This is a genomic window from Bradyrhizobium sp. JR3.5 (genome assembly GCF_054057015.1).
Window position 1 is genome coordinate 2,232,593 of sequence record NZ_JBSRYV010000001.1, and the last position, 24,369, is coordinate 2,256,961.

Sequence of the window (24,369 nt, forward strand, 5' to 3'; positions counted from 1 at the left end):
AAGCCAATATCCCTCCGAGGCCCCGATGGCACGCACGATCGGCTCACATGGCCCCACGACGCTGGAGGCGATCCGCAAGGCCGGCGTGCGCCTGATCTTCGAGCGTGGCTACGAGGCGATGAGCCTGCGTCAGCTCGCCGCCGAGGTCGGCATCCAGGCCGGCTCACTCTACAACCATATCTCAACCAAGCAGGACCTGCTGTTCGATCTGGTGCAGGAGCATATCAACGATTTGCTCCGCGAGCTCGATCTTGCGCTGGAGGGCAAGGCCGATCCGGTCGAGCAGCTGCGCGCCTTCGTCGCCTTCCACGTCAGCTATCACATGACCCGCAAGCGCGAGGTCTTCATCGCCAATTCCGAGCTGCGCAGCCTCGATGCCAAGAACTACGACGTCGTGGTAGCGTTGCGCGGTGCCTATGAGCAGCGGCTGGCGCAGATTCTCACCGAGGGGGTCTCGGACGGCGTGTTCGAAGTTGGCGATATCCAGATCGCGACCTTCGCCATCATCGCGCTGCTGACGGGTCTTTGCACCTGGTACCGCCCCGGCGGCCGGCTGACCCGCGACGCCATCATCGCGGCGCATGAGAAGCTGGTGCTGTCGGGCGTCGCACCGCAGGCCGCGCTCGGTCGGGTCGGCAGCGGCAGCAAGAGCCCGCGGACTGCGGTAGCGGGCTCGTGACTGTGACAGAGCGCCCGCAGCTCGATGACATCGATTTGCGGATCCTGTCCGAATTGCAGCGGGATGGCCGGATCAGGATCAACGAGCTCGCCGAACGCGTCGGCATCACCGCCCCGCCCTGCCTGCGCCGGGTCCGCGCCTTGCGCAGCCGCGGTGTGGTGCAGGCGATCCGCGCCACGCTGGACGAACGGCTATTGGGCTATGAGGTGACGACCTTCGTCCTGATCCAGCTCGACAGCCAGAACCTGGTTGCGATCGAGGCGTTCGAGGCCGCGGTCGCCGCCGTGCCGCGCTTCCTGCAATGCTGGCGGATCTCGGGCGATGCCGATTTCATGCTGAGATGCGTCGCGCCAAGCGTCGACGACATGCGTCAGCAGCTGCTGCAGTTCGCGGGTCTGCCCAACGTGCGCAAAATTCGAAGTTTTCCGGTGCTCGGCGTCTCCAAGGATGCGCCGCTGCCAATCCCGGGTGCCCTCGCCGCGCCAAGCCCCGCGGGCTGACCCGGAGCCCCTTCCGCCAGACTCGTCATGCCCGGCCTCGTGCAAGGCATCCACGTCGTTTCTTCATTCAGGCAGCAAAGACGTTTATGGCCGGGACAAGCCCGGCCATGACGGAATTGAACTCGTTTTGAAGCGGTATGGCCTAGCTAGTGCGTCCACGGCTCCCAGCGGCGGAACGCGAAATTGTCGGCATAGGCGATCTGGCGGTGAGCGGAATTCTTCGGCTCGATCACCTGGTAGGCGATGCCCTTGCGCTCGCAATAGGCGACCGCCTCCTCCTTGGTCTCGAATTGCAGCGTGAGCTGCTGCTTCATATCGGTGGACGAGGTCCAGCCCATCAAGGGCTCCACGGTGCGCGGCTGCTCCGGCTCGTAGTCGAGTTGCCACTCTTTGGTCTTGGCACGTCCCGATTGCATCGCGTTTTTGGCGGGCTTAAAAATGCGTGCGGTCATGGATGGTCGGCCCCGTGGGATGTGCGATATGGAAGCGATTTGAAGGAAACCGCCGGGATAGTATAGAGACACCGTTCAACGATCTAATCGGTGATTCCTCGATCTCGGAGGGAGCCTTCGCCGGACCGGTATAGTCATTCTACCGCGCTGTGACAATCTGGCCTCGGGGGCTTCGGTTTGGAGCCCCCTGGGCCCGCGGCGCGGCCTTCTCGACAGCATCATCTCGAGGAAGCGGCGCCCCATGGAAATCCACGCTCACCTGCCCGACAAAGGACGTGACCTCCGGCTCGACCTGTTCCGGGGGATCGCGAACTGGGCGATCTATCTCGATCACATCCCCGACAATATCGTGAACTGGATCACGACCCGGAATTACGGCTTCAGCGATGCCGCGGACCTGTTCGTCTTCATCTCCGGCTACACCGCATCCTTCGTCTATGCCCGCATGATGCTCGAGCGCGGCTTCATCGTCGGCGCCACAAGGCTGACCAAGCGGGTCTGGCAGCTCTATGTCGCCCACATCAATCCTTTTCGTGATCTACATCGCCTCGATCAGCTATCTGGCGCTGCGCTTCGGCGATTCCGAGATCATCAACGAGTTCAATGTCGCGGGCCTCGTCGACAACGCCACCGAGACGCTGCGTCAGGGCCTATTCCTGAAGTTCAAGCCGGTCAATCTCGACGTGCTGCCGCTCTACATCGTGCTGATGGGCCTGTTCCCGCCGGTGCTGTGGTTCATGCTGCGGCAGCCGAACTGGACCATGCTGGCCTCGCTTGCGCTGTGGCTGGTGTCGCGGTACATGGGCTGGAACCTACCCGCCTACCCGGCCGGGACCTGGTACTTCAATCCGTTCGCCTGGCAGGTGCTGTTCGTGTTCGGCTCGTGGTGCGCGATGGGCGGCGCACGCGCGAACATGCACATCATCAATTCGCGCTACACGCTGTGGTTCTGCATCGCCTATATGATCTTCGCCCTGATCATGACGATGGCCGGCCGCTTCCCGGACTTCGGCGCGATGTTCCCGGGGAATGGCTCTATTCCACGTTCAACCCGAACGACAAGACCAACCTAGCGCCCTATCGCTTCCTGCACTTCGTGGTGATCACGGTGCTGGTGATCCGCTTCGTCCCGAAGGATTGGTCGGCGCTGGAGTGGAAGGTGTTCGATCCCCTGATCGTCTGCGGCCAGCAGTCGCTCGCGGTGTTCTGCGTCGGCGTGTTCCTGTCCTTTGTCGGACATTTCGAGCTCTCGATGAGCTCGGGCTCGCTGTTCGCGCAGATCTTCGTCAGCATCTCCGGCATCGCGATCATGACGATCGTGGCCTATTACATCTCGTGGTCGAAGCGGCAGGACAAGCCGATCAAGCCGCCGGCGCAGAAGCCTGCGGCACCGGCAAAGGCTGGGTAACAGAGCGCGTCATTTGCCCGGCCGCCGCCCTTTGCCACCCGGCTGACCGCTTCGCCACCTGCCCTGTGAAGTGAACCCATCCCAGGTGGTGGTCCAGCGATACTCGGCCGCCGGCGCCTTCGCGATGCTATCGGAGCTGCGCGCTCCCTCGAGGGCAAACGTGGCGCCCTGCGGATCAAGGCAGCGGACGATCCAACTGCCGTTCGGCAGTTCCAGCGGCCCCTCATAGACCCGTCCGCCACCGGCCCTGACTCGCACGATGGCTGCGTCGACGTCGTCGACGTTGAAATAGTAAAGCCAGAACGCGATCGGTTCGAGCGGACGCTTGTTGAAGATTCCACCGATGGTCTGCCCGCCAGCAGAGAACACTTGATAGGACTCGGCGCCGGCGAAGTCGCTGTCGGCCTGTCGCCAGCCAAAAACCTCGCTGTAGAAACCAAAGGCCTTCCTCCAATCGGCAGCCAGCAGTTCATGCCAGCCGACCCGCCCAGGGGCATCGGGACCTTCAACCGCGGGCCGAGCGATCCTTGATCCGCTAAGCAATCCGAACGTCGCCCGCTGCGGGTCGGCGACGATCGAGATGCGGCCGATATTGGTGCCGGTCGGCGGCACGTAGACGGAGCCACCACGTTCTAGCATTCGGTGAACGGCAAGATCCATGTCGTCGACACCGACATAACCAATCCATCGCGGGGTTGCGCCCTGGCGTATACCCTCCTCCGGCAACTCCATCAGACCGCTTCGGGTAAGCTCGCCCGACATGAACAATTTGTAAGAAATCCCGGGTATGGACGCATCCTTCGTCACCCAGCCGAGAACGCTGCCGTAAAAGGCACTCGCTCCTCCCACGTCCGTGGTCAGCAGCTCATACCAAGCGAAGCTCGCACCATCATCAGCCATGCCGATCCCTCGCTTCGGCGTCAGGACAACCGCAGTGCAGCATGCAAATTCCCGCATCGTCAACGATCGCGCCTGAACGACAGGGCAGGCCCAATAATCGCGTTCATCAAGATGAACCCGAGAACGAAGATGAACGACATTACTTGATGCGCGTTAGCGCCTCGCGAGAGTGTGCGCGCAGCGCGCCTTGCATGCAGCTGCGACGAATTGTACAACTACACGAGAGTTGAAATCGACAACACGTCAAGAATGGAGGATGCGAGCATGCCGCGAGTGAAGCAAGCCCCCAAGAGCAAGCGTGTGACCAGCAAGCGTGGGACCAAGGCCGCTGTGCCCGCTTTGGGTGCAGCCGGATTGACTTTCTCGCTGGTGGGGGGAGCGTCCGCATCCGCCGTTCCGGCAGCCGACGCGCCGCAGATTCAGAAGTACGGACCGACGCAAGCCATCACACTCGGCGAAGAAGAAATCGCCGACGTCAGCCTGGCGACGTTCCACCTGTTCGACAAGGAAGACATCGGAGCCGGCGTCCAGGTCGCGTGGCGCGGATGCGGCGGCTGCCGAGGTTGCCGTGGCTGTCGCGGTTGCCGTGGCTGCCGTGCCTGCCGCTGCGGTGGCTGCGCTGGTTGCGGTGGCGGCTGCTGTCTGTCGTGGGGCGCCTGCCGCGTCTGCTAGTCGAAACAGCATCGCGTTGACACACCTCGATCGTCATGGCCGGGTCCGACACACGTCGACCCGGCCAAATTTGTATTGTGTCTGTATCGTTGCGCGGCTCGCTTCGGGCAACGACGCGGACGTGTCGAGGCCAGCGCCTCGCCCGCTTCAATGATCGACCCACAAGCTGCACAGGAACGAGACTCTTTGCCAGGCAAATCCACCCAGCGCGCCAACAACGACGTTCTGCAGTTCGCACCGAATTTCACGGCCTACGTGCTGCCTCCGGATGTTGTCTGCCTCTATTCCGAAGATCGAAAGTTCTTTCTCCATGGCGAGCTCTATTGCACGCTGGCGTCGGCAATCGGTGCAAATGGATGCAGCGTCGCCAAGCTCAGGGACAAGCTTGGGCGAAAGTTTCCGCCCGACAAGGTCAATGAAGCCATCAAGCGACTGCTCGACCGCCGCTATGTGATCGCGAAATCGCCAGGTCCCGGCACCGCCGCGGCGGGGCTTTGGGCCAGCCTGGGCCTTCCCGACGCGATAGCCGAGCAAAACCTTCACAACTGCCGCGTTCGACTTGAGACGATCGACGTCAGGGGCGCGGCCGAATTGAGCAAGGCCCTGCAGGAGTTGGGGGTCCGCGTCGTCAAGACATCGCCCGGCCTTACGGTTACGTTGGTGAACGACTATCTCGATCGGCGGCTCGCCGAACGCAACCTGCAGCACGTGTCCGACGGATCAGCCTGGTTGCTGATGCAGCCCTCCGGGGTATTTCCCCTGATCGGCCCCATCTTCAACCCGAGCGAGACCGCATGCTGGACCTGCCTGTACGACCGGATGATCCGCAACCGCGAGGTCAAGGGCTTCCTTGATCGCGGCGCGGCGCGGCGGGTCGCGGTTTCTGCGCTCGCACAGCACACCGTTGGACAGAGCGCCATCCACTTTGCGGCGGTTGAAGTCGCCAAGGCGATCGCGAGCGGCTTCCGCACCGATCTGCGCAATCACATCGTCAGTCTCGACCTGCTGGGCTCGACCATTGCAAAACACTACGTGGCAGCCCGCCCGCAATGCCCAACCTGCGGCAACAAGAAACTGCAAAACCCGCGGCGGTCACCACAACCGGTCGAATTGGGACCCGGCGCCAAGCTGATCATGACCAGTGGCGGCTATCGCACCGTCTCGTCCCGCGCCACAGTGGCGCGGTTCAAGAAGCATGTCAGCCCCCTCACCGGTGTGGTGACGCGGCTGGAGCGGATCGAAGTCGATCTGCCGATGAACACCAATTTCTATGCCCAACATAACTTCTCCGCGCCGGCGCAGAACGTGGATCAGCTCCGCGCCGGGCTGAGCGGCGGCAGTTTCGGCAAGGGCAGCACGGCCGAGCAAGGCGAGGCCAGCGCTCTGATGGAAGCAATTGAGCGATATTCGGGGATTTTCCAGGGTGATGAGATCCGGGCCCGAAAACGCTTCGCCGACTTCCCCCCTGGCGACGCAATCCGTCCCAACGACATCCTGCTCTTCAGCGACGAGCAGTACCGCGGCAGCGCCGTGCCGAATCCCCACGACTCACACCACACCCAGCCCGCCCCCGAGCCGTTTGATCCGTCCGCGAAAATCGAATGGTCACCCGTCTGGTCGTTGCGCGACAAGCGGTTCAGGCAGATTCCGACCAGCCTGCTGTATTTCTTCTATCAGGGTCCGGCGGCCTTCGCCGCTGATTCCAACGGCTGCGCTGCCGGCAATACCCGCGAGGAAGCCATCGTGCAGGGCTTCCTCGAATTGATGGAGCGCGACGCCTATGCGATCTGGTGGTACAACCGGTCGCAACGGGCTGCGGTCGATCTGAACCAGTTCGACGATTCCTACGTCCGCGATCTGAAGACCCAACTCGAGGAAACGGGCCGGCGGCTCTGGGTGCTGGATATCACCAGCGATCTCGGCGTCCCGACCTATGTCGCGATCGTGCATTGGATGCAGAACGGTCAGGAAAACATCGAGTTTGGCTCGGGCGCTCACTTCGATCCGCGTATCGCGGTGCTGCGGTCGTTGACCGAGTTGAATCAGTTCCTCTCCATCGGTCTGATGGGTGGTGGCAGCGGCGAGAAGCCGAGCCTCGATGGCGTCAATCCGCTGCGGCTCGACGAATATCCGTTCCTGATTCCAAGTGCCAATCCCGTCATCCCGCCGGCCGCCGCGACAGACGTGCCGCTCGACAATACCCGCGCACAGGTGGATGCCTGCGTTGACATCGCGGCGCGCGCGGGTCTCGACTTCCTCGTCCTCGACCAAACGCGGCCCGACGTCGAGGTACCGGTGGTCCGGGTCATCGTTCCCGGAATGCGCCATTTCTATCGCCGCTTCGCGCCGGGGCGGCTCTATGATGTGCCCGTCAAGCTCGGATTGCGCGATCGGCCATCGCTGGAAAGCGAGTTGACGCCATTCCTCCCGCACACTTGAGGTGATACCGGCGTGCGCGCGCCCAGCAAAAAGTACGAGAAAAAGAAATCGCCACGCACCACGCCGCCGGTCGTCTTGGTTCGGCTCAACCCGCTCGTAGCGCTCGAAGCGCAACCTGACGGGAGCATAGCGGCCCATGTCGAAGGCTATTCGGAGCCTCTGGGAACGTTCAGCGCAGCCGCAGCGGAACGCGCCCTCGAACTGCAGGCAGGCCTGCCACTCCCTCGCTCTGAAGGCGATGCGGTCGAGCGAGAGGTCGAGCGCCTGATGCGGCAATTGGCACGCCGCGGACTGCTGGAATATCGCCTGGCGCGTCCGGGCGACGCCAATGATCTCGTCACGATCGAGCCGCAGACCCCTGATTACTGGCCGCGAGCGGCAAAGCTCGACGATGCGGCAACAGTCGTGCTGTCGCGCTTCGCCTATCTTCGGCGGCGCGGCACCGAGATGATTCTGGAATCACCGAGGGCCGGCGCACTGTTGGGGATCCATGATGCGCGGATTGCGGCTCTGCTGACCATCCTTGCCAGTCCTCAGAAGATCAGCCGCATCCGGCGTCTGGATAGCTATCCGGGCCCTGCATTGCTTGCGCTGCTGCTGGACTGCCAAATCCTGATCGAGGTCGACGCGGCACAACGCGATACGCTGCGAAAGGCGGAAGGCGATGACGGCCTCGTGCTCTGGGATTTTCACGATTTGCTGTTCCATGCCCGCAGCACGGAAGGCCGACAGGCCAGTCCGCTGGGTGGCCTCTATCCGCACACCGGCCTGATTGCGCCGCTCCCCGCGATCCGACCCGCCTGGCCCGGTAAGACCATCAAGCTGCCGAAATCCGACCGCATCGCCACGCCGCTGGAACAATTGCTGCATGACCGGCATTCGACGCGTGATTTCGACGATCACAAGCCTATCACATTGGCTGAACTTTCGACGTTCCTGAACAGCGTCGCGCGGGTCCGGGCGAAATGGAGCGGGCAACTGGAGTTTGCCGACGATGGTCCTGATATCGAATACACCAGCAGGCCGTATCCGGCAGCGGGCAGCGCCTACGAGCTTGAGCTCTATCTGGCCGTCGCGAATTGCGACGGCCTGACGCCAGGTTTCTATCACTACGACGCCGATGCGCATGCGTTGGCGGCCATCGACGTTCGCCCACAACACTTCGAGGCCATGTTGCAAAGCGCGGGATTTGCCATGGACGCGCCGTCTCCACCGCAGATCCTGATCACGATCGCCGCGCGATTTGGCCGAATCTCTTGGAAGTACAGCGCCATCGCCTATGCGCTCATCCTGAAGGATGTCGGCGTCCTGACCCAAACGCTGTACCTGGTGGCGACGGATTTGGGCCTCGGCGGCTGTGCGATCGGCACCACCAATATCGATCTGTTCGCGAAGATGACCGGGCTCGACATTCACGTCGAGGGACCGGTCGGCCAGTTCGGGCTGGGGCGCGGCATGGAACCGCCCCCTGCCGGGTAGTCCTCGATCCGCCGCGACAAGCTTGCCTGGAGGACCGTGATCAGCCGCCGCGGCTGCCGTCCTGGGTGGTCGAGGAGACGATGGTGGCGACGTCGCCGAACGTCGTCATCACGGGCGTGACGACCTTGTGCATGGCGGTCTTCGACACCAGCGTGTCGTGCAGCACGAGGTTGTCGATCCCGGTGGTAAGGAAGCAGCTCACCGCATCCTGCGGCGTCTCGATGATCGGCTCGCCCTTGACGTTGAACGAGGTGTTGATCAGCACCGGCACACCGGTCAGCGCCTCGAACTCCTTCAGCAGGCGATAGAGCACCGGGTTGGTTTCCTCCCGCACGCTCTGCACCCGGGCCGAGCCGTCGACATGCACGATCGCCGGGATCTTGTCGCGCCATTCGGGACGCACCGGCTTGGCGATCAGCATGTAGGGCGAGTCCTCCTCGCCCTCGAAGATCTCCGTCATCCGCTCGGCCAGCACGATCGGCGCGAACGGGCGGAAGGCCTGGCGGTGCTTGACGCGGCTGTTGAGGATGTCCTTCATCTCGGCCTTGCGCGGATCGGCGATCAGGCTGCGGTTGCCGAGCGCGCGCGGACCGAATTCAGAAGGGCCCTGAAACCAGCCGATCACGCGCTGGTCGGCGAGCAGCTTCGCGGTATCGCGACAGATATTGTCGCTGCGCTTCGCGTCGACCTGGATGCGGACCAGGAAGCTCTGCAGCGCGGCCGCGACCTCGGCGTCGCTGTAGCGCCGGCCGACATAGGCATGGTCCATTACGAAGGCGCGGCGCTGCTTGAGGATCTCCAGCCAGCCGTAATAGGCGCAGCCGATGGCGATGCCGTCGTCGCCGGCGGCGGGCTGGATCCAGACATTTTCGAAGCCCGCCTCGCGTGCGATGCGCCCGTTCGCGACGCAGTTGAGCGCGACGCCGCCGGCGATGCAGAGGTTCTTGGCGCCGGTACTCTCGCGCAGCCAGCGCGCCCGCGCCAGCAGCACGTTCTCGGTGTCGTCCTGCACCCGCCAGGCGATGTCCTCCCAGTGCCGCATCGTCGGGCTCTTGTCCCAGCTGCCGCTGTCGAGCACGAAGGGCTGCCGGTTCTCCTCGCCCCAGAACGGCAACGTGCAGCGTGCCGTCCTTCATTTCAAGCAGATGGCCGACCTGCTCGCGGCGGCCATAGGGCGCCAGCCCCATCAGCTCGCCGCACTTGTTCCAGTCGCCGAACACATAGGTCGAGACCCGGCTGTACAGCGCGCCGAGACCCGGCATGTTGTAGAACTCGTCCGACAAGAGACCGCGCGCCGGCTCCATAAAGACCTTCTTCAGGCATTCGAGCTTTGTATCGTCGAACCTGTAGTAACTCTCGGACTCGCGGGCGAGCGGCGATGCCCCATCCTGCGGATAGGTTTCCATCGCGTCGGCCTGATAGTTGCCGACGCCGTCGACGATCATCACGACGCCGTCCCTGAACGGCGACACCGCGAACGCGCTATAGGCATGCGCGAGGTGATGCGAGATCGACACCACCTTGTCGGACTTCGCGCGAAACAGCGGATGCTTGATCGCCTCGTTCCGCTCGGCGATCGGCAGGAAGCCCGGCATGTCCTGGTGGAGCATCCGCTCCTCCATCTCGGGCACCGGCAGGATGTAGCTGTTGCGCACCACCAGATCGACGTCGTCGAGCGTGATGCCCTCGGCGGACAGGCAGTAGTCGATGACTTCCTTGTAGAAGCCGGAGGCGTGCTTCTCGCGGGTGATGCGCTCCTTGGAGATCGCATAGGCGATCGCGCCGTCACGGAGCAGGCAGGCGCTCACGTCATGGTCGTAGACGTTGAGACCAAGGACGTAGGTGTGTTGTTTCGGCATGGGCACTCTTCAGGGAGGATTCTGAAACGCTCAGAGAACATGATCGTGTCGACTTCAAGTTCTCGACGGCATTTTCCGCGGCTCGCAAATCTCTGCTTCTGCGATGCACAAATCACATCGGCGCAATGCAAGATGAACAGAATGAACGGCGGATGAACGACAAGATGAGTGTAGCAACCACATCATCCTTTGCAGGCGGGAACGTAACTTGACCTTACCTGTTGGTCTCAATAGAGTCGTTAAAGCTCGCAAGAACCTTAGTGAAAATATTGTCTTAGCATGCTCGAACCGGATGCCGGTGTCGCGCGTCTAAGCGAGACAGCCAGCATCAGTTCAGATGTTTGGAAGTGACTGGAGATCTTCGGAATGACTAAACGCTACAATATCCTGACTCGTTGCCTCGCAGCAGTCGCTTTGTTGTTCGTCTATGTCGCAAGCACCTCTGCCATCCTGGTCGGCGCCACCACGTCGTCTGCGCAGGCGCAATGGCGCGGACGCGGCGGCGGCTGGGGTCGCGGACGCGGATGGGGTTATGGTCGCGGATATGGTTATGGCCGCGGCTATGGCTACTACGGCGGTTACGTCGGTCCCCGTTGCTGGTGGACCCCGCGTGGTGTTCGCGTTTGCCGCTGGTAACAACCGACGGCCGATACAAGCGATATTGAAGACATCAATCAGGTGCGTCGGTTCCGGCGCACCTGATTTTCTTTTGGGGCTTGATTCACTTGCTGCGGCGCGGCTCACCTGCGGCACGCCAAGAAAGAGCCCCGGGAGACGCCGGGGCTCTAGTCACGGGAGAGAACGCTTCAGAAATCGGGACGCGAGGACGAGCCGCCGGCCCGATCACCCAATGCATCTACGACGTGCATAAGAGCAGATTCGGCTGCCTCTGGCTGTAGCCATGCCGCAACAACCTGCCGTAATGCACAGCATGTCCACGGGTTCCCGAACTGGGCGGAACAGCCCGAAGGCGCCTAATCGTCGAGGATCGCGACCGCCCTCGTCCACCCCGCCGACGCGCGCTCGATCTTCACCGGGAAGCACGACACCATGAACCCGGTCGCCGGCAGCTGCTCGAGATTGTGCAGCTTCTCGATGTGGCAGTAGCCGATGTGGCGTCCGGCCTTGTGGCCTTCCCAGATCAGGCTGGTGTCCCTGGTCTCGGCGTATCTCTTCGCGGTGAAGACGAACGGCGCGTCCCAGCTCCAGCCGTCGATGCCGGTCAGCCGCACACCGCGCTCGAGCAGATACATCGTCGCCTCATAGCCCATGCCACAGCCCGAATTGACGTAGTCGGCCTGGCCATATTTCGCGCCGGCGCTGGTGTTGACGACGACGATCTCGAGCGGCGACAGCGTATGGCCGATCCGCTTCAGCTCGGCTTCGACATCGCCTGCGGTCGCGACGTAGCCGTCAAACAGATGGCGGAAGTCGAGCTTGACGCCGGGCTGGAAGCACCATTCCAGCGGCACCTCGTCGATGGTCCAAGAGCGCTCGCCGCGGTTCATGGTCGGATGGAAATGCCAGGGCGCATCGAGATGCGTGCCGTTGTGCGTGGAGAGCGAGACCTGCTCGACGGCCCAGCCCTGCCCGTCAGGCAGATCCGCAGCCTTCAGCCCATCGAAGAACTGCAGCATGCGCGGCAGCCCTTGCTGGTGGTCGATATACTGGATGGTCGGGTGATTGCCCGGCGGATCGGCCGGAACGTCGTTCTGCAGGGGAACGGAGATATCGATCAGTCTGCGCGCCATGGTGCCTCCTCGCGGATCGGTCTTGTCAGGCTGAGCAAACCTGCCAGTCCGCGCGCACCGTCGGCAAGCCACATCCGCTCAAGATCAGGGCGTGCCCCTGTTGCAACAGCGGCAAGGCGCCGCAACGTTGAACCTATTTCACGCGGGGACGACCCATGGGCACTGGGGATTTCAGGGCCCAGTATTCGGCGACGCCGTCTGGACGATCCATATTCCGTCCAGGCGGCGTTGTTGCGTCAGGCAAGACATCCCGGCCGAAGCGTGGTTACCCGTGCCTGTTCACGCACAGAGAGCCACAGAAACAATCCGTGTCCTCATGTCGCGCGGATTGCTGGTGGTGTTGCCACGGCGATACAGAGATACCCTCACAACGATGCTAACCCACCTGCATCTGAAACAAGACGGGGTTACGTCGTGTCGGGATTTGATCACTGGAACGGTGCAAATAGAGCTTACCCTTCCGCCGAAGCGCCACATCTGCGCGATGAGCAGCAGCAGTTTGACCGCTATCACAAATTCGACGACGCCATCTCGCGACCGTCGGAGAGTGGCTCAAGAACCGTGATCCTGGATCGCTACAACCCGCCGGCTCGTTGATCTGGTCAGCGCCCGGGCGGCTGAAGTTGCGGAGCGCGGGGCTTCGGTCCCGCGGTTGCTCTTTCAGGATGCCAACTGACCGCGATTTGTAGATCAGCAGAGCGTCGTGATGTGCTTGTCGCTAACCACGGGCTGGTTCGGATCCCACACATTGGCAAGCCTTGATCAGCGAGACCTTGTCGCCATGGTCGGGCGGGCCGCGCTAGCCTCACCGGCTAGTTGACCATCAGGATCCGCAAATTCAGGAATGGTTCTCGCGACGAAGGCGATTCGCTATTTCACAATCGCTAGCAGATCAACAAAGATCGCATCGTTTTGAAGCGACCGTGACGCCAGCGATTGCTTCTAATCCAGTCGGGCATTCGCTTCGTCGGTCGCAGCCGCTCAACAAGTTCGGCGAGTTCGGTGGCCGGATCGGTAAGTTCGACGGACTTGTCCAAGATGCCGCCCTCTTCCTTCCCAGACGCAAAATCCGGGAAGTAAAAAGTCTCGAAAAACCTATCAAGTCTTTGATTTAAATGGTCGGGGCAGCTGGATTCGAACCAACGACCTGCAGTACCCAAAACTGCCGCGCTACCAGGCTGCGCTATACCCCGACATTTCCGAGAGGCCCCGTGGATACACGCTTCAGCCAGCGCCAGCAAGGCACCGGTGCGCGACTTCCGGCTGGACATCGGCAACGGTTACCCGCCCAGAAACCGCCTGGGAACAGGGAGCTAGCCCGTCTTATTCATGATTGCCGGGCGGGGCAGCTGGAACATTTCCGGTCGGGGTGAAGGCGCGCGCGAACGCTTCGGCTTTTTCGCCGCTTTTCGACCCGACTTCGTGAACGCGTTGGAGGACGGCAGCGGGGTGACCGGGGGCTCATGCCCCGCGCGTCAGGGTGCTTGCGGGACCAGAGCGTTTGCCCAAGCCGCGGAACAGGTCGGCGTCGGGGCACGCCGCAGCGAAGGCGAGACGGACGCGGGTGGCGGTCTCGATGACGCGGGCTGCGATCTTGAGAAGCCTGAGCCTGATCGTGTTGAACTCGGCCGTTGCCAGATCGCGCGGCTTTGGGATGGCATCGCGCACGGCGAGGATGAGCCAATAGGCGGCGGTGTGGAAGACGAGGCGGACCTGGTTGGCGAGCGCCGAGCGGCAACTGGTGCGATCGGAGGCGAGCTGGGTCTTGTGCAGCTTGATCAGGTTCTCGGCCTGTCCGCGAGCGCAATAGAGGCTGTCATAGATCCACTCAGCCGAGCCGATATCCAGGCTGGTGACGACGTAGCGGACGTCGAGCCCTTGTTGGGTTGCCTCGATGCGGGCGACGACGCGGCGCTCACGATGCCAGGAGCCGGCCGCGTGGCGGGTCTCGGTGTAGCCGCGAACCACGATCTTGTTCTCGATCGCACGTTCGGTTCGAAATGCATCACAGACCTCGTCGACCTTTCTGGCGAGCGGCTTCGTGCCGGCTAGCGCGAAGATGTAATCGACGCCGTTTTGCTCGCAAAAAGTCATCGCCTCGGGGCCGGCGTAATGGCTGTCGCCGCGGAAGGTGATACGCGTATCGGGCCAGCGCCGGCGAATGCGCCGAACCAGGCGGCGCAGGTGTGCCCGCACCTCGCGGCCGCTCGGCGTCTTGCCGGGGCGCAGGATGACCGCAACAGGCCGGCTGTGCTCGGTGTCGTAGACGTGGATCGGCAGGAAGCAGTGTTCATCATAATGGGCGTTGAACAGCGAGAGTTGCTGACGGCCATGCACCACGTCGACCGTGTCGTCGATGTCGAGCGTGATTGCGCTCGGCGCTCGCGCGTAGCTGTCCATCCATAGGTCAACCAGCACAGAGCTCAGCCGGATCACCTCGCGCAGGTGTGGTGCATTCTCCAGGCGCGATAGGGTCGGCTGCGAACACAGATCCCGGCCAGTGTCCGGCAGTCGGCCGCAAGCCAGCTTGAACGCCGGATCGCCGCGTAAACGATCGAGATCATTGCCATCCTCGTAGCCACACGCGATGGCGAAGATGCGGGCGCGGATCATATCCGCAAGGCTGTGCACGATGCGTCCCGGATCGCGCCGCTCGGGGAATACGCAGGACAACTTCGCGGCCAAGCCGAGGCGCCGGTCCGCCATGGCCAGAAGCATGACGCCGCCATCCGACGTCAGCTTGCCGCCGTCGAACGAGGCTGTGATCTTCTTGTGGGAAACGGCTGGAAATGAGAACGGCAGACTCGTATCGTCGGTCATGGCGAGTGTGGCGGCCCGGATGCGCGGAGGGTGGGTGTCAGCAACCGAATCCTACGCCATCTCAGCGGCTTACGCCACGCTCGCCAGCCTCTCAACAAGCCGCTGATGAATAAGACGGGCTAGAGCGGGATGAAGTTAGATTGAATCGGTTTGGCCACGAACGCGGTTCACCTCTCCCCGGCGGGGAGAGGTCGATTTGCGTAGCAAATCGGGTGAGGGGCCGCAGTTCTAACGAGAGACCGCGATCCCTCACCCGGCGCTACGCGCCGACCTCTCCCAAGGGAGAGGTGAACTTCCGCTGCCGCTCCAGACAAACCTAATCCCATTCCGCTCTAGCCCGTCTTATTCATGATTGCCGGGCGGGGCAGCTGGAACATTTCCGGTCGGGGTGAAGGCGCGCGCGAACGCTTCGGCTTTTTCGCCGCTTTTCGACCCGACTTCGTGAACGCGTTGGAGGACGGCAGCGGGGTGACCGGGGGCTCATGCCCCGCGCGTCAGGGTGCTTGCGGGACCAGAGCGTTTGCCAAGCCGCGGAACAGGTCGGCGTCGGGGCACGCCGCAGCGAAGGCGAGACGGACGCGGGTGGCGGTCTCGATGACGCGGGCTGCGATCTTGAGAAGCCTGAGCCTGATCGTGTTGAACTCGGCCGTTGCCAGATCGCGCGGCTTTGGGATGGCATCGCGCACGGCGAGGATGAGCCAATAGGCGGCGGTGTGGAAGACGAGGCGGACCTGGTTGGCGAGCGCCGAGCGGCAACTGGTGCGATCGGAGGCGAGCTGGGTCTTGTGCAGCTTGATCAGGTTCTCGGCCTGTCCGCGAGCGCAATAGAGGCTGTCATAGATCCACTCAGCCGAGCCGATATCCAGGCTGGTGACGACGTAGCGGACGTCGAGCCCTTGTTGGGTTGCCTCGATGCGGGCGACGACGCGGCGCTCACGATGCCAGGAGCCGGCCGCGTGGCGGGTCTCGGTGTAGCCGCGAACCACGATCTTGTTCTCGATCGCACGTTCGGTTCGAAATGCATCACAGACCTCGTCGACCTTTCTGGCGAGCGGCTTCGTGCCGGCTAGCGCGAAGATGTAATCGACGCCGTTTTGCTCGCAAAAAGTCATCGTCTCGGGGCCGGCGTAATGGCTGTCGCCGCGGAAGGTGATACGCGTATCGGGCCAGCGCCGGCGAATGCGCCGAACCAGGCGGCGCAGGTGTGCCCGCACCTCGCGGCCGCTCGGCGTCTTGCCGGGGCGCAGGATGACCGCAACAGGCCGGCTGTGCTCGGTGTCGTAGACGTGGATCGGCAGGAAGCAGTGTTCATCATAATGGGCGTTGAACAGCGAGAGTTGCTGACGGCCATGCACCACGTCGACCGTGTCGTCGATGTCGAGCGTGATTGCGCTCGGCGCTCGCGCGTAGCTGTCCATCCATAGGTCAACCAGCACAGAGCTCAGCCGGATCACCTCGCGCAGGTGTGGTGCATTCTCCAGGCGCGATAGGGTCGGCTGCGAACACAGATCCCGGCCAGTGTCCGGCAGTCGGCCGCAAGCCAGCTTGAACGCCGGATCGCCGCGTAAACGATCGAGATCATTGCCATCCTCGTAGCCACACGCGATGGCGAAGATGCGGGCGCGGATCATATCCGCAAGGCTGTGCACGATGCGTCCCGGATCGCGCCGCTCGGGGAATACGCAGGACAACTTCGCGGCCAAGCCGAGGCGCCGGTCCGCCATGGCCAGAAGCATGACGCCGCCATCCGACGTCAGCTTGCCGCCGTCGAACGAGGCTGTGATCTTCTTGTGGGAAACGGCTGGAAATGAGAACGGCAGACTCGTATCGTCGGTCATGGCGAGTGTGGCGGCCCGGATGCGCGGAGGGTGGGTGTCAGCAACCGAATCCTACGCCATCTCAGCGGCTTACGCCACGCTCGCCAGCCTCTCAACAAGCCGCTGATGAATAAGACGGGCTAGTGGCCGCCGAACAGCGGGTGGCCGACCCGGTCGCCGGGCTGGATGCCGTATTTCTGCGCAGTGCCGGCAATCACCTCGAGAACGCCCCTGGCGAGCCCCCGCGACGGAATGATCTTGGTCGACATCGGCTCGGTGTTTTCGGCGATCCGCAGGATGCGGCCGTCGGCGCGGATGAAGATCATGTCGAGCGAGATGTAGGTGTTCTTCATCCACATCGACACTTCCTGCTCCGGGGTGAAGTCGAACAGCATGCCTTTGCCGTCCGCGAGCTCCTTCCGGTACATCAGGCCGGTCTCCTTCTCCTGCTCGGTGGTCGCCATTTCGACGGAGAAGACGTGCACGCCTGACTTGGTGACGATCTCGAGCGGCTGGACGCTGGCAGCCTGCGCGGCCGGGGCCAGCACCGCGCCGAACATCATGATGAGGGAGGCCACCAGCCACGGGCGAAGCCGCCCAACCATGCGATCGAAATCCATCGACAAATACTCACACCGGGGAAGATTTTCCGGCGGACCCTAACCCGATGATTGCGGCAAATGCCAGAGCCCTGGCGGCTCGCCGGCGGCTCACGTTTCCGTCAGGGAGTCCAGCTCGGGGCTCAGTGCGACGACAGCGCCGATGGACCGGTCTCCGGGTGGATCTCGGCGGCCATCATGCCCTTGGAGCCGGGCCCGAACCGCACCAGCACGTACTGGCCGGGGCGCAGCTCGGTCATGCCGAAGCGACGCAGCGTCTCCATGTGCACGAAGATGTCGGGCGTGCCCTCCCCGCAAGTCACGAAGCCGAAGCCGCGCAGCCGGTTGAACCACTTGACCTGTGCACGCTCGAGCCCGCTGGTCGCGGTCACGGTGACATGGGTTCGCGGAGGCAGCATCTGCGCCGGATGGATCGCGGTCGACTCGTCCATCGAGACGATGCGGAAGGCCTGGTAGCCCTTCGCGCGCTGCACGCACTCGACGACGAGCCGCGCGCCCTCGTAGGCGGTCTGATGGCCGTCGCGCCGCAGCACCGTCACGTGGAGCAGGATGTCGGGCCAGCCATTGTCGGGGACGATGAAGCCGTAGCCTTTCGAGGCGTCGAACCATTTGATGACGCCGGAGACTTCGACGAGGTTGGCCGCGGCGTCACCGAGACCGGAGAAGGCATCCATCGCCGGATCGCGCGGCGCGCTGCCATACTCGCCTTGCGCAATCCTGCTTTGCCCAACTCCGCCTATCGGCGGTCCCGCCGAGCTTCTTGGACTCAAATCCGTCCGACCCCATGACCCCGGACCCCACACATCAAATGCAGAGCGCCGACGTTGCGGCGCACCCTGTACACGCTGCTCTCCATGACCAACTCACTTGGACAAATCATCTGGACGCTGCGCGAATCTCTCAACCAAAAGATAACACTCCCGCTTGCGGGGCATAGCTAAAAAACGATTCTTGCGGGAACTATGAACAGCTTGCACAGCCGCGAATCAATCAGGCGTCAATTGCCTACGAATGGACCAAGCGTGTCGCCGATGTCATGCCGGATCACCAGGTCGGCGATGTCGTCCTGATCGGTCGGCTCGTTGTTGATGATCACGAGCCGCGCGCCGCTCTCCTTCGCCATCATCGGAAAGCCTGCGGCGGGCCAGACCACCAGCGATGAGCCGATCGCCAGGAACAGGTCGCAGTGCCTTGCGAGTTCCGCCGCGCGACGCATCGCATCCTCGGGCATCGACTGCCCGAACGAGATCGTTGCAGTCTTCACCGGATCGCCGCACTCCGCGCAGTCGGGCGCGGCGCCGGTCTTGTCGAACTGCAGCTTCACCCACGCGAGGTCGTAGTCCTTGTCGCAACCGATGCAGCGGGCGTAGGTGGTATTGCCGTGCAGCTCGATGACGTCATCGGCCTTGAAGCCCGACGCCTGATGCAGATTGTCGATGTTTTGGGTGATGATGCCGGGAGCCTTGCCTGCCCGGTAGAGTGACGCGAGCGCACGATGCCCGCGCCCCGGCTTGGCGGCCGCAAATGTCGGTTCCATTGCCAAGCGCCGCCGCCATGACTCGTCGCGCGCCTCCTGACTGGCCACGAACTCGTCGAACGGGATCGGCCGGTTGCGCGTCCACAGCCCGCCAGGCGAGCGGAAGTCGGGAATGCCGCACTCGGTGGAGATGCCCGCCCCGGTGAAAGGCACGATCGACGATGCCTCGGCAATCATGTTGCCGAGCCGCTCGACGCCGCTACGTAGATCCTTTTGCAATCACTGGGAATGATCCGGTTGGCCGGCCGCGACTATAGCATGGTCGGCGCGATTGCGAGCTCAACCATCACGCGAGCGATCGGCGGTGAGGCCGCAGTGATCGGGTTACGTTGGCGACCTGCTGCGCCGGCGCGTCAGCCTCGTCGCTGTTCCGCTGCCTTTTCGGCTGCCTTGGCTTCATCACAATCCTGCAAAGTCTGCTCCGCATTGACGCCCAATTCACTGATGCCAATGCGCGGCGGGGATAGGACCATGACGAAGAGGATGGGCAATGGCCGATCAGAAAGACAGTGCCGCGCGCGAGCGCGAAGAGATCGTCGCACGCGTTGCCAGCTTCCGCGCGACGCAGCAGAAGTTCGAGCGCGATCGCCAGGAATATTACGACAACACGCTCGGCAATGTCTGGAGTGGATTGCAGCGCAAGAGCGTTTGATGCCGCGCCGACCGCGTGCGCTCGCCGGACGATCGATGCCAACGCGCATCCGCGCGATCACACCATGACGCGCAGTTGAGAAAGCCCGGAGCGATATGCTCCGGGCTCGTCGCCGCTACCAGTAGTGGCGGTAGTAGTGGTGCCGATAGTACGGACCGCGATAGTAGGCGTATCCGTCATCGTAGTAGCCGTAACGCGGGCCATAATAACCGTAGCCGGGCTCGTAATAGCGTGGGCCGTAATACGCGCCGGCCGCGCCTGCAGCGAGTGCGCCGGCGGCCAGACCGAAGGCCAGGCCAGGACCGATTCCGCGCGCCTGGGCCGGCGCCGTGACCATCGTCGCACCAACCGTCGCAACCGTTGCCAGAACTGCCAATGTCTTTTTCATGCGCAACCTCCTCACGTGGTTATGTGCACCAACGCGGGCGCAATGGGATGGTTGCAGCAAAACGCCTGTTCGGGTTCCGCAGCCATGCGATAGCGCAAAGCTACCATCGGTTAGCGCGGGAACAAAAACACAACCTCAAGGATTACATCTGCCGTGAGCGAGGTTGGCATCGATGCCGGCGTGGATGGAACTACTGCTGAATGTGATGGGCTTTGCCGGCTTTATCGGCATCGCGATGTATCACAAGCATCCGAATGGGAAGCTGCCGGACTAAGCGCCGGGCCGCGGCTCGGCTTGCCGATTTCGGTTTGATCTCCCCCCAGTTTGATTTCCTCTAGTTTGACGTCCGCGCCTCTCCCGCCGTGCGGACCAGCCGGTCCGCCTTCACAAGCGCCTTGCCACTCTCCGGCTGCGGCCGAAGCCAGAAGCTGATCGCCACAAAGGCGGAACAGAACAGCAAGCCCACCACCATCACGCGCCGGTGGGTCGGTCTGTCAGCGCTATGGAACGATGGCATCATGGCGGTCACCTGCAACCATCCCTACTGCAATCGCAGGTGGTGACAACGCGATACTGCCCTTAACCTAACCCGGTAGGGTTAGCGGTGGCCCGGTCGGGCAGCGTTCGGATGCCTCATTGTCGCGACAACCATCCACAACGATATCCCGCGCTTGTCCGCAGCAAATCCACAACCGCAACAGGTCGATTTGCCAAACAGAATGCGAAGCTTGCTGCGCACTCGTCCACAGCCCTGCCCAATCAGGCGTCGGCCAGCCTTTTCAAGGTGGCCCGGAAGCTCAGGCTGCGGGTCCCGACCAGCACGGTCCCGAACACTTCGGCCGCGTCACCGCTGAAAGTGCCGGAGAAGCCGCTCGCCACCTCCTGGCCGGCGAACAGCGGTCGGGCGAACGGGTCGGAAAACGGGGAATGCTGGTTGGTTCTGAGATGCCCCTTCCAGGTGCCCTCGCCGGCCGTGTAGGCCCCGATCGACCAGAAATGCGGGCCACCGCCGATCAGCAGACCATCGCGCAGGATCAGGACGCCGCTGTCGCGGCCCCGCACGCCGTCCATCATATGGATATGGATCGAATAGAGCCCGTTCCTCATCGATCGCGCCGTCCGGTCCCAAAGGCCCGCAGTATGGCGCCAAGCCGGGCGGCAGGCGAGCGGGGCCCGATACCCGATACCGCCCGGCCGCCGATTCGAACCGAAAGCGCGGGTCCACGCGCTTACAAATCGTTAAGAAAGCCCTGACAGGGTTCGATGGCCGGAGGGAGGGAGCGATGCTCGTTTACCCCGTACCTGTCGAAGTGACGCAAGCCAGGGTGCAGCTCGTCGTCGATCAAACGGCGAAGGAGCAGCCGCGCATCATCAGCGAGGATGTGCTCGACGTCTTCGCCGCCAAGAACAAGGCCGACCGCGACGCCGTCGAGACCCTTCTCGACATCAAGGTGTGAGATCGCAACCGGCCAACGGCGTTTGCATTGCACGCGCGGCGGCGCGCGCCGGCGCACATCGCGCGTGATCCGGGGCCCACCGCCAGGCCGGCCCTGAACGCCCCCGCAAATCCGCGCTCCCCGGGCTTTTCCTTTGAACCTTTTACGCAGCGGCAAGACAAAACTGCGCTGGGGATTTCAGGGCCCAGCGTTTGGCGCAGCGCTGTGGGACGAGCATATTCCGTCTACGCGGCGCTGTTGCATTTTACAAATTCAACTTTAAGTTTGGTCCCCAACAGTTGACGGCTCACGCCCTGAGAGATCCCCAGTCCGTCAACTGGGAAAGCCCCGCATCCAGCCTGCGGGGCTTTCTATTTTCGGGCATGCTGGAACTTGCCGGCGCGCGCACCATGAGATGGCTGGTTGCCGGCACGATCTCCCCAAGGTCGGCCGGTATCAGACCTCGCGAGTCCACTCGCGGGGTTTGCCTTTTTAGAGGAGGTCCAACCTCGCGCGTCCTTGATTGGCAGTGATGGGCATTCGATGAGATAGAGGGCCGTGCCTCCAAGGCTCGACCACGAAAGCCCCGTTCCAGAATTTTCCTGGGCGGGGCTTTCCCGTATCGCGCGCGGCATGAGCGTGTCGCAGTCGCTCAATGCGCGAAGGCTCGCGAAAGCTTGAGAACGCAGCCGCCCGGAGCGGTAGCAAAAGTCGTGCAGGCCCCTGCCCCGCGCCGCGTTTTGCTGCTATTTCTTGGCGCGTCTCGCCCGAGCCAAAACAAAATCTCTGAATTACCAGGAGGACAAGAAAATGCGCTATCTGCACACCATGCTGCGCGTCCGCAATCTCGACGTCGCGATGAAATTCTATCAGGACGCGCTCGGGCTGAAGGAAGTGCGCCGCATCGACAATGACAAGGGCCGCTTCACGCTGGTGTTTCTCTGCGCGGAGGAAGATCTCCATCTGCTCAAGTCGCTGCCGCAAAGCCGCGGCGCGCCGCTGGTCGAACTGACCTACAATTGGGACGAGGAGAAATACGGCGAGGACCGCCATTTCGGCCATCTCGCCTACGAGGTCGACGACATCTACGCGACCTGTGAGAAGCTGATGAAGATGGGCGTCACCATCAATCGTCCGCCGCGCGACGGCAACATGGCGTTCGTGCGCTCGCCCGACCTGCACTCGATCGAGATCCTGCAGAAGGGCGATCCGAAGGCGCCGGCCGAGCCATGGGCCTCGATGCCGAACACCGGGCACTGGTAAACGCCGCGCACGCGCGCACGTTCCTAATCCGCGTATCTCCATCGGTGAAACGCGGAGCGATCGCGAGGAACATGGCGCAGCGGTTGACGTTGCCTTCTCACACGAATGCGAGGAGGCGAGGAGATGGGAAAAGGACTTTTGCTTTGGCTGTTGGGTGTGCCGATCCCGGTGATCATCGTGCTGTGGTTGCTGTTCGGACACTGACTGCGCTTTGACTGAGATCGACGAGGCTCTGCCGCATTGCGGCGGAGCCTCTTTTTTGAACTCGGTACAATTCACCCCGCGCATTTCCCCGACGGCTCGGCTAAGAACGCGCGCAAAGCACAACAGCGGAAAGAAACGCGTGATGGACAGCAAGCCGCAACTGACGATCTGGGGCCGGCCAAATTCGGTCAATGTGCAGAAGGTGCTCTGGTGTCTTGCCGAGCTTGACCTGCCCTATCATCGCATCGATGCCGGCATGCAGTTCGGCAAGAACGATCAGGCGGACTATCTCGCGATGAATCCGAATGGCCGCGTTCCGACGCTGGTCGACGGCGACTATGTGCTGTGGGAATCCAATTCGGTGATGCGCTATCTCTGCCTGGCCTATGGCCAGAGTTCGCCGGTCTATCCGCAGGCGCCGAAGGCGCGCGCCGCCGTTGACCGCTGGCTCGACTGGACGCTGTCGACGCTGCAATCGGTCGAGCGCCCGCTGTTCTGGGGACTGGTGCGCACGGCGCCGGACAAGCGCGACATGGTCCAGCTCCAGAAGGACGCCGATGCCGCGGGCATGGTGTGGCGCGTCGTCGAGGCGCAGCTTGCAACCCGCCGCTACGTTGAGGGCGATCAGTTCACGATCGCTGATATCGCGCTCGGTGCCTTTGCGCGGCGCTGGTTCGGTGTCGAGGGCGTCACGAAGCCGAAGCTGCCCCATCTCGAGCGCTGGTTCGGCGAGATCGCGCAACGGCCGGCCTTCGTGCGCATCGTCGCGCCGCCGATGTCGTGAGCAGCAAGCCGCTCAGCGGCCGCTGGACACCCCCGCACCGACACTGATGGCGCCACCTAACCTCACGCAGGTGTCGGAGCCCTCGACCTTGACGAAGCCCGGCCCGTACGAGGAGCAGGGATTGCTCCGCGTCGCGGATTTCGACGGCAGGGTTTTGCCGGCATCGGGCGGCGTCTGGAAATTGCGCCGGTCGCCGGCTTGCGCGAATGCAGCGGCGGGAAGCAGGACGGCGATGACGGCGAACCAAGTCTTGCGCATCCGGCCTTTTATCGCGCGTGGCCGGATCAGGCTAGCGCACGAATCTGACGCCGAACGTCTTGCCCTCGCGCCAGACCACTTCGCAGGCGCGCCCGGTGCGAGCGTCGCGCGAAAACGCCAGCCGCAGCTTGGCCGGCAGCGTGTTGTTGTCCTGCACGGTGATTTTTGCGCCCGACGAGGACATGTCCTCGACCACGCACGGCCGCGCGGCGAATCCGCCGTCAAGCGTGATCCAGCCGGATTGACGCAGCGATTTGCGCGTTTCGCGCTTCTTGGACCCTAAAGCCATCACATCATCCCCAGCCTCACGCCTATCGCCGCGGGCTTTACAAAGGGTTGCGAAATCGTGGCGGATTGCGGTGATTGTGCCGTTGTTCACAGTCCGCCGAGCCGCATGGCAAGGCGTCCGCCTGCGCGATAATTCGCTCGCGTCTGCTGGATTTCCGGTTTG

At 63.0% G+C, this 24,369-nt stretch carries 23 protein-coding genes, 1 tRNA gene and 3 pseudogenes; 12 read left to right on the forward strand and 15 right to left on the reverse strand.

Annotation, left to right across the window (positions count from 1 at the left end; translation table 11 throughout):
• The first annotated feature begins 25 nt into the window (after positions 1-25).
• Complete coding sequence (locus ACVWW1_RS11200) at positions 26-679, forward strand: TetR/AcrR family transcriptional regulator (protein WP_456655803.1); 654 nt, start codon at positions 26-28, stop codon at positions 677-679.
• A 2-nt stretch (positions 680-681) separates the two neighbouring features.
• Positions 682-1,179, forward strand: a complete 498-nt coding sequence (locus ACVWW1_RS11205; RefSeq protein WP_176531184.1) for an Lrp/AsnC family transcriptional regulator — start codon at positions 682-684, stop codon at positions 1,177-1,179.
• A gap of 146 nt (positions 1,180-1,325) precedes the next feature.
• On the opposite strand, the gene ACVWW1_RS11210 is transcribed toward ACVWW1_RS11205, so the two are convergent.
• Positions 1,326-1,631 carry an ETC complex I subunit gene (locus ACVWW1_RS11210; protein WP_456655804.1) on the reverse strand — a complete coding sequence of 102 codons (306 nt, stop codon included), beginning with the start codon at positions 1,629-1,631 and terminating at the stop codon, positions 1,326-1,328.
• Positions 1,632-1,872: 241 nt separating this feature from the next.
• Here ACVWW1_RS11210 and ACVWW1_RS11215 point away from each other — a divergent pair.
• Positions 1,873-3,039, forward strand: a pseudogene (locus ACVWW1_RS11215) (OpgC domain-containing protein).
• Between the two features lie 9 nt (positions 3,040-3,048).
• Here ACVWW1_RS11215 and ACVWW1_RS11220 read toward each other — a convergent pair.
• The gene (locus ACVWW1_RS11220) at positions 3,049-3,939 is read right to left on the reverse strand and encodes a VOC family protein (RefSeq protein WP_207839624.1); all 891 of its coding nucleotides are present in this window, start codon (positions 3,937-3,939) and stop codon (positions 3,049-3,051) included.
• A gap of 207 nt (positions 3,940-4,146) precedes the next feature.
• On the opposite strand from ACVWW1_RS11220, the gene ACVWW1_RS11225 reads away from it, so the two are divergent.
• The 3 genes from ACVWW1_RS11225 (at position 4,147) to ACVWW1_RS11235 (ending at position 8,529) form a co-directional block, all read left to right on the forward strand.
• Positions 4,147-4,611: a hypothetical protein gene (locus tag ACVWW1_RS11225; protein ID WP_456655805.1), complete on the forward strand. Its 465-nt coding sequence runs from the start codon at positions 4,147-4,149 to the stop codon at positions 4,609-4,611.
• 186 nt (positions 4,612-4,797) lie between these two features.
• Positions 4,798-7,050, forward strand: a complete 2,253-nt coding sequence (locus ACVWW1_RS11230) for a TOMM precursor leader peptide-binding protein (RefSeq protein WP_456655806.1) — start codon at positions 4,798-4,800, stop codon at positions 7,048-7,050.
• A 12-nt stretch (positions 7,051-7,062) separates the two neighbouring features.
• Positions 7,063-8,529, forward strand: coding sequence for a SagB family peptide dehydrogenase (locus ACVWW1_RS11235; RefSeq protein ID WP_456655807.1), 1,467 nt, complete (start codon positions 7,063-7,065; stop codon positions 8,527-8,529).
• 40 nt (positions 8,530-8,569) lie between these two features.
• On the opposite strand, the pseudogene ACVWW1_RS11240 reads toward ACVWW1_RS11235, so the two are convergent.
• A pseudogene (locus ACVWW1_RS11240) lies at positions 8,570-10,388 on the reverse strand (carbamoyltransferase family protein).
• Positions 10,389-10,754: 366 nt separating this feature from the next.
• On the opposite strand from ACVWW1_RS11240, the gene ACVWW1_RS11245 reads away from it, so the two are divergent.
• Positions 10,755-11,024 carry a hypothetical protein gene (locus tag ACVWW1_RS11245; RefSeq protein WP_176531178.1) on the forward strand — a complete coding sequence of 90 codons (270 nt, stop codon included), beginning with the start codon at positions 10,755-10,757 and terminating at the stop codon, positions 11,022-11,024.
• A gap of 338 nt (positions 11,025-11,362) precedes the next feature.
• Here the strand turns inward: ACVWW1_RS11245 and ACVWW1_RS11250 are convergent, their stop codons facing one another.
• On the reverse strand, positions 11,363-12,139 hold the full coding sequence (locus ACVWW1_RS11250) for a cyclase family protein (protein WP_456655808.1): 777 nt from the start codon (positions 12,137-12,139) through the stop codon (positions 11,363-11,365).
• Between the two features lie 414 nt (positions 12,140-12,553).
• Between ACVWW1_RS11250 and ACVWW1_RS11255 the strand changes: the two genes are divergently transcribed.
• A complete protein-coding gene (locus ACVWW1_RS11255) occupies positions 12,554-12,736 on the forward strand; it encodes a hypothetical protein (RefSeq protein ID WP_456655809.1) in 183 nt (60 codons plus the stop codon).
• A 519-nt stretch (positions 12,737-13,255) separates the two neighbouring features.
• On the opposite strand, the gene ACVWW1_RS11260 is transcribed toward ACVWW1_RS11255, so the two are convergent.
• From ACVWW1_RS11260 to ACVWW1_RS11285, 6 genes and pseudogenes are all read right to left on the reverse strand, one after another.
• Positions 13,256-13,332 (reverse strand) — tRNA-Pro (locus tag ACVWW1_RS11260).
• Between the two features lie 268 nt (positions 13,333-13,600).
• Positions 13,601-14,959: an IS1380 family transposase gene (locus tag ACVWW1_RS11265; protein WP_456655810.1), complete on the reverse strand. Its 1,359-nt coding sequence runs from the start codon at positions 14,957-14,959 to the stop codon at positions 13,601-13,603.
• 494 nt (positions 14,960-15,453) lie between these two features.
• Positions 15,454-16,797 carry an IS1380 family transposase gene (locus ACVWW1_RS11270; protein ID WP_456655811.1) on the reverse strand — a complete coding sequence of 448 codons (1,344 nt, stop codon included), beginning with the start codon at positions 16,795-16,797 and terminating at the stop codon, positions 15,454-15,456.
• Between the two features lie 119 nt (positions 16,798-16,916).
• Positions 16,917-17,396, reverse strand: a complete 480-nt coding sequence (locus ACVWW1_RS11275) for a DUF192 domain-containing protein (RefSeq protein ID WP_456655812.1) — start codon at positions 17,394-17,396, stop codon at positions 16,917-16,919.
• A gap of 122 nt (positions 17,397-17,518) precedes the next feature.
• A pseudogene (locus tag ACVWW1_RS11280) lies at positions 17,519-18,182 on the reverse strand (cold-shock protein).
• 211 nt (positions 18,183-18,393) lie between these two features.
• Positions 18,394-19,110, reverse strand: a complete 717-nt coding sequence (locus ACVWW1_RS11285) for an SIR2 family NAD-dependent protein deacylase (RefSeq protein ID WP_456656655.1) — start codon at positions 19,108-19,110, stop codon at positions 18,394-18,396.
• Positions 19,111-19,423: 313 nt separating this feature from the next.
• Here ACVWW1_RS11285 and ACVWW1_RS11290 point away from each other — a divergent pair, with 313 nt between their 5' ends.
• A complete protein-coding gene (locus ACVWW1_RS11290) occupies positions 19,424-19,585 on the forward strand; it encodes a hypothetical protein (RefSeq protein WP_456655813.1) in 162 nt (53 codons plus the stop codon).
• 115 nt (positions 19,586-19,700) lie between these two features.
• Here the strand turns inward: ACVWW1_RS11290 and ACVWW1_RS11295 are convergent, their stop codons facing one another.
• From ACVWW1_RS11295 to ACVWW1_RS11305, 3 genes are all read right to left on the reverse strand, one after another.
• Positions 19,701-19,973, reverse strand: coding sequence for a hypothetical protein (locus ACVWW1_RS11295; protein WP_456655814.1), 273 nt, complete (start codon positions 19,971-19,973; stop codon positions 19,701-19,703).
• Positions 19,974-20,307: 334 nt separating this feature from the next.
• Complete coding sequence (locus ACVWW1_RS11300; protein WP_456656656.1) at positions 20,308-20,493, reverse strand: hypothetical protein; 186 nt, start codon at positions 20,491-20,493, stop codon at positions 20,308-20,310.
• Positions 20,494-20,732: 239 nt separating this feature from the next.
• A complete protein-coding gene (locus ACVWW1_RS11305; RefSeq protein ID WP_456655815.1) occupies positions 20,733-21,080 on the reverse strand; it encodes a GrlR family regulatory protein in 348 nt (115 codons plus the stop codon).
• 176 nt (positions 21,081-21,256) lie between these two features.
• Here ACVWW1_RS11305 and ACVWW1_RS11310 point away from each other — a divergent pair, with 176 nt between their 5' ends.
• From ACVWW1_RS11310 to ACVWW1_RS11320, 3 genes are all read left to right on the forward strand, one after another.
• Complete coding sequence (locus ACVWW1_RS11310) at positions 21,257-21,430, forward strand: hypothetical protein (protein WP_375783207.1); 174 nt, start codon at positions 21,257-21,259, stop codon at positions 21,428-21,430.
• A gap of 789 nt (positions 21,431-22,219) precedes the next feature.
• A complete protein-coding gene (locus tag ACVWW1_RS11315; protein WP_097672220.1) occupies positions 22,220-22,672 on the forward strand; it encodes a VOC family protein in 453 nt (150 codons plus the stop codon).
• 346 nt (positions 22,673-23,018) lie between these two features.
• Positions 23,019-23,660 (forward strand): glutathione S-transferase family protein, encoded by a 642-nt coding sequence (locus ACVWW1_RS11320; RefSeq protein ID WP_456656657.1) that lies wholly within the window; start codon positions 23,019-23,021, stop codon positions 23,658-23,660.
• 12 nt (positions 23,661-23,672) lie between these two features.
• On the opposite strand, the gene ACVWW1_RS11325 is transcribed toward ACVWW1_RS11320, so the two are convergent.
• Together ACVWW1_RS11325 and ACVWW1_RS11330 are read right to left on the reverse strand one after the other, a co-directional pair.
• Positions 23,673-23,918, reverse strand: a complete 246-nt coding sequence (locus ACVWW1_RS11325) for a hypothetical protein (protein ID WP_456655816.1) — start codon at positions 23,916-23,918, stop codon at positions 23,673-23,675.
• 31 nt (positions 23,919-23,949) lie between these two features.
• Complete coding sequence (locus tag ACVWW1_RS11330) at positions 23,950-24,207, reverse strand: PilZ domain-containing protein (protein ID WP_176531167.1); 258 nt, start codon at positions 24,205-24,207, stop codon at positions 23,950-23,952.
• Positions 24,208-24,369 lie beyond the last annotated feature (162 nt).

Excerpts from the sequence above, each read along its gene's own strand:
- ACVWW1_RS11220 (WP_207839624.1), bottom strand. The coding sequence starts at position 3,939 with ATGGCTGATGATGGTGCGAGCTTCGCTTGGTATGAGCTGCTGACCACG.
- ACVWW1_RS11290 (WP_456655813.1), top strand. The coding sequence starts at position 19,424 with ATGGCCGATCAGAAAGACAGTGCCGCGCGCGAGCGCGAAGAGATCGTC.
- ACVWW1_RS11330 (WP_176531167.1), bottom strand. The coding sequence starts at position 24,207 with ATGGCTTTAGGGTCCAAGAAGCGCGAAACGCGCAAATCGCTGCGTCAA.
- ACVWW1_RS11315 (WP_097672220.1), top strand. The coding sequence starts at position 22,220 with ATGCGCTATCTGCACACCATGCTGCGCGTCCGCAATCTCGACGTCGCG.
- ACVWW1_RS11245 (WP_176531178.1), top strand. The coding sequence starts at position 10,755 with ATGACTAAACGCTACAATATCCTGACTCGTTGCCTCGCAGCAGTCGCT.
- ACVWW1_RS11305 (WP_456655815.1), bottom strand. The coding sequence starts at position 21,080 with ATGAGGAACGGGCTCTATTCGATCCATATCCATATGATGGACGGCGTG.
- ACVWW1_RS11320 (WP_456656657.1), top strand. The coding sequence starts at position 23,019 with ATGGACAGCAAGCCGCAACTGACGATCTGGGGCCGGCCAAATTCGGTC.
- ACVWW1_RS11200 (WP_456655803.1), top strand. The coding sequence starts at position 26 with ATGGCACGCACGATCGGCTCACATGGCCCCACGACGCTGGAGGCGATC.
- ACVWW1_RS11275 (WP_456655812.1), bottom strand. The coding sequence starts at position 17,396 with ATGGATTTCGATCGCATGGTTGGGCGGCTTCGCCCGTGGCTGGTGGCC.
- ACVWW1_RS11300 (WP_456656656.1), bottom strand. The coding sequence starts at position 20,493 with ATGATGCCATCGTTCCATAGCGCTGACAGACCGACCCACCGGCGCGTG.
- ACVWW1_RS11210 (WP_456655804.1), bottom strand. The coding sequence starts at position 1,631 with ATGACCGCACGCATTTTTAAGCCCGCCAAAAACGCGATGCAATCGGGA.
- ACVWW1_RS11285 (WP_456656655.1), bottom strand. The coding sequence starts at position 19,110 with ATGATTGCCGAGGCATCGTCGATCGTGCCTTTCACCGGGGCGGGCATC.
- ACVWW1_RS11310 (WP_375783207.1), top strand. The coding sequence starts at position 21,257 with ATGCTCGTTTACCCCGTACCTGTCGAAGTGACGCAAGCCAGGGTGCAG.
- ACVWW1_RS11325 (WP_456655816.1), bottom strand. The coding sequence starts at position 23,918 with ATGCGCAAGACTTGGTTCGCCGTCATCGCCGTCCTGCTTCCCGCCGCT.
- ACVWW1_RS11270 (WP_456655811.1), bottom strand. The coding sequence starts at position 16,797 with ATGACCGACGATACGAGTCTGCCGTTCTCATTTCCAGCCGTTTCCCAC.
- ACVWW1_RS11295 (WP_456655814.1), bottom strand. The coding sequence starts at position 19,973 with ATGAAAAAGACATTGGCAGTTCTGGCAACGGTTGCGACGGTTGGTGCG.
- ACVWW1_RS11265 (WP_456655810.1), bottom strand. The coding sequence starts at position 14,959 with ATGACCGACGATACGAGTCTGCCGTTCTCATTTCCAGCCGTTTCCCAC.
- ACVWW1_RS11250 (WP_456655808.1), bottom strand. The coding sequence starts at position 12,139 with ATGGCGCGCAGACTGATCGATATCTCCGTTCCCCTGCAGAACGACGTT.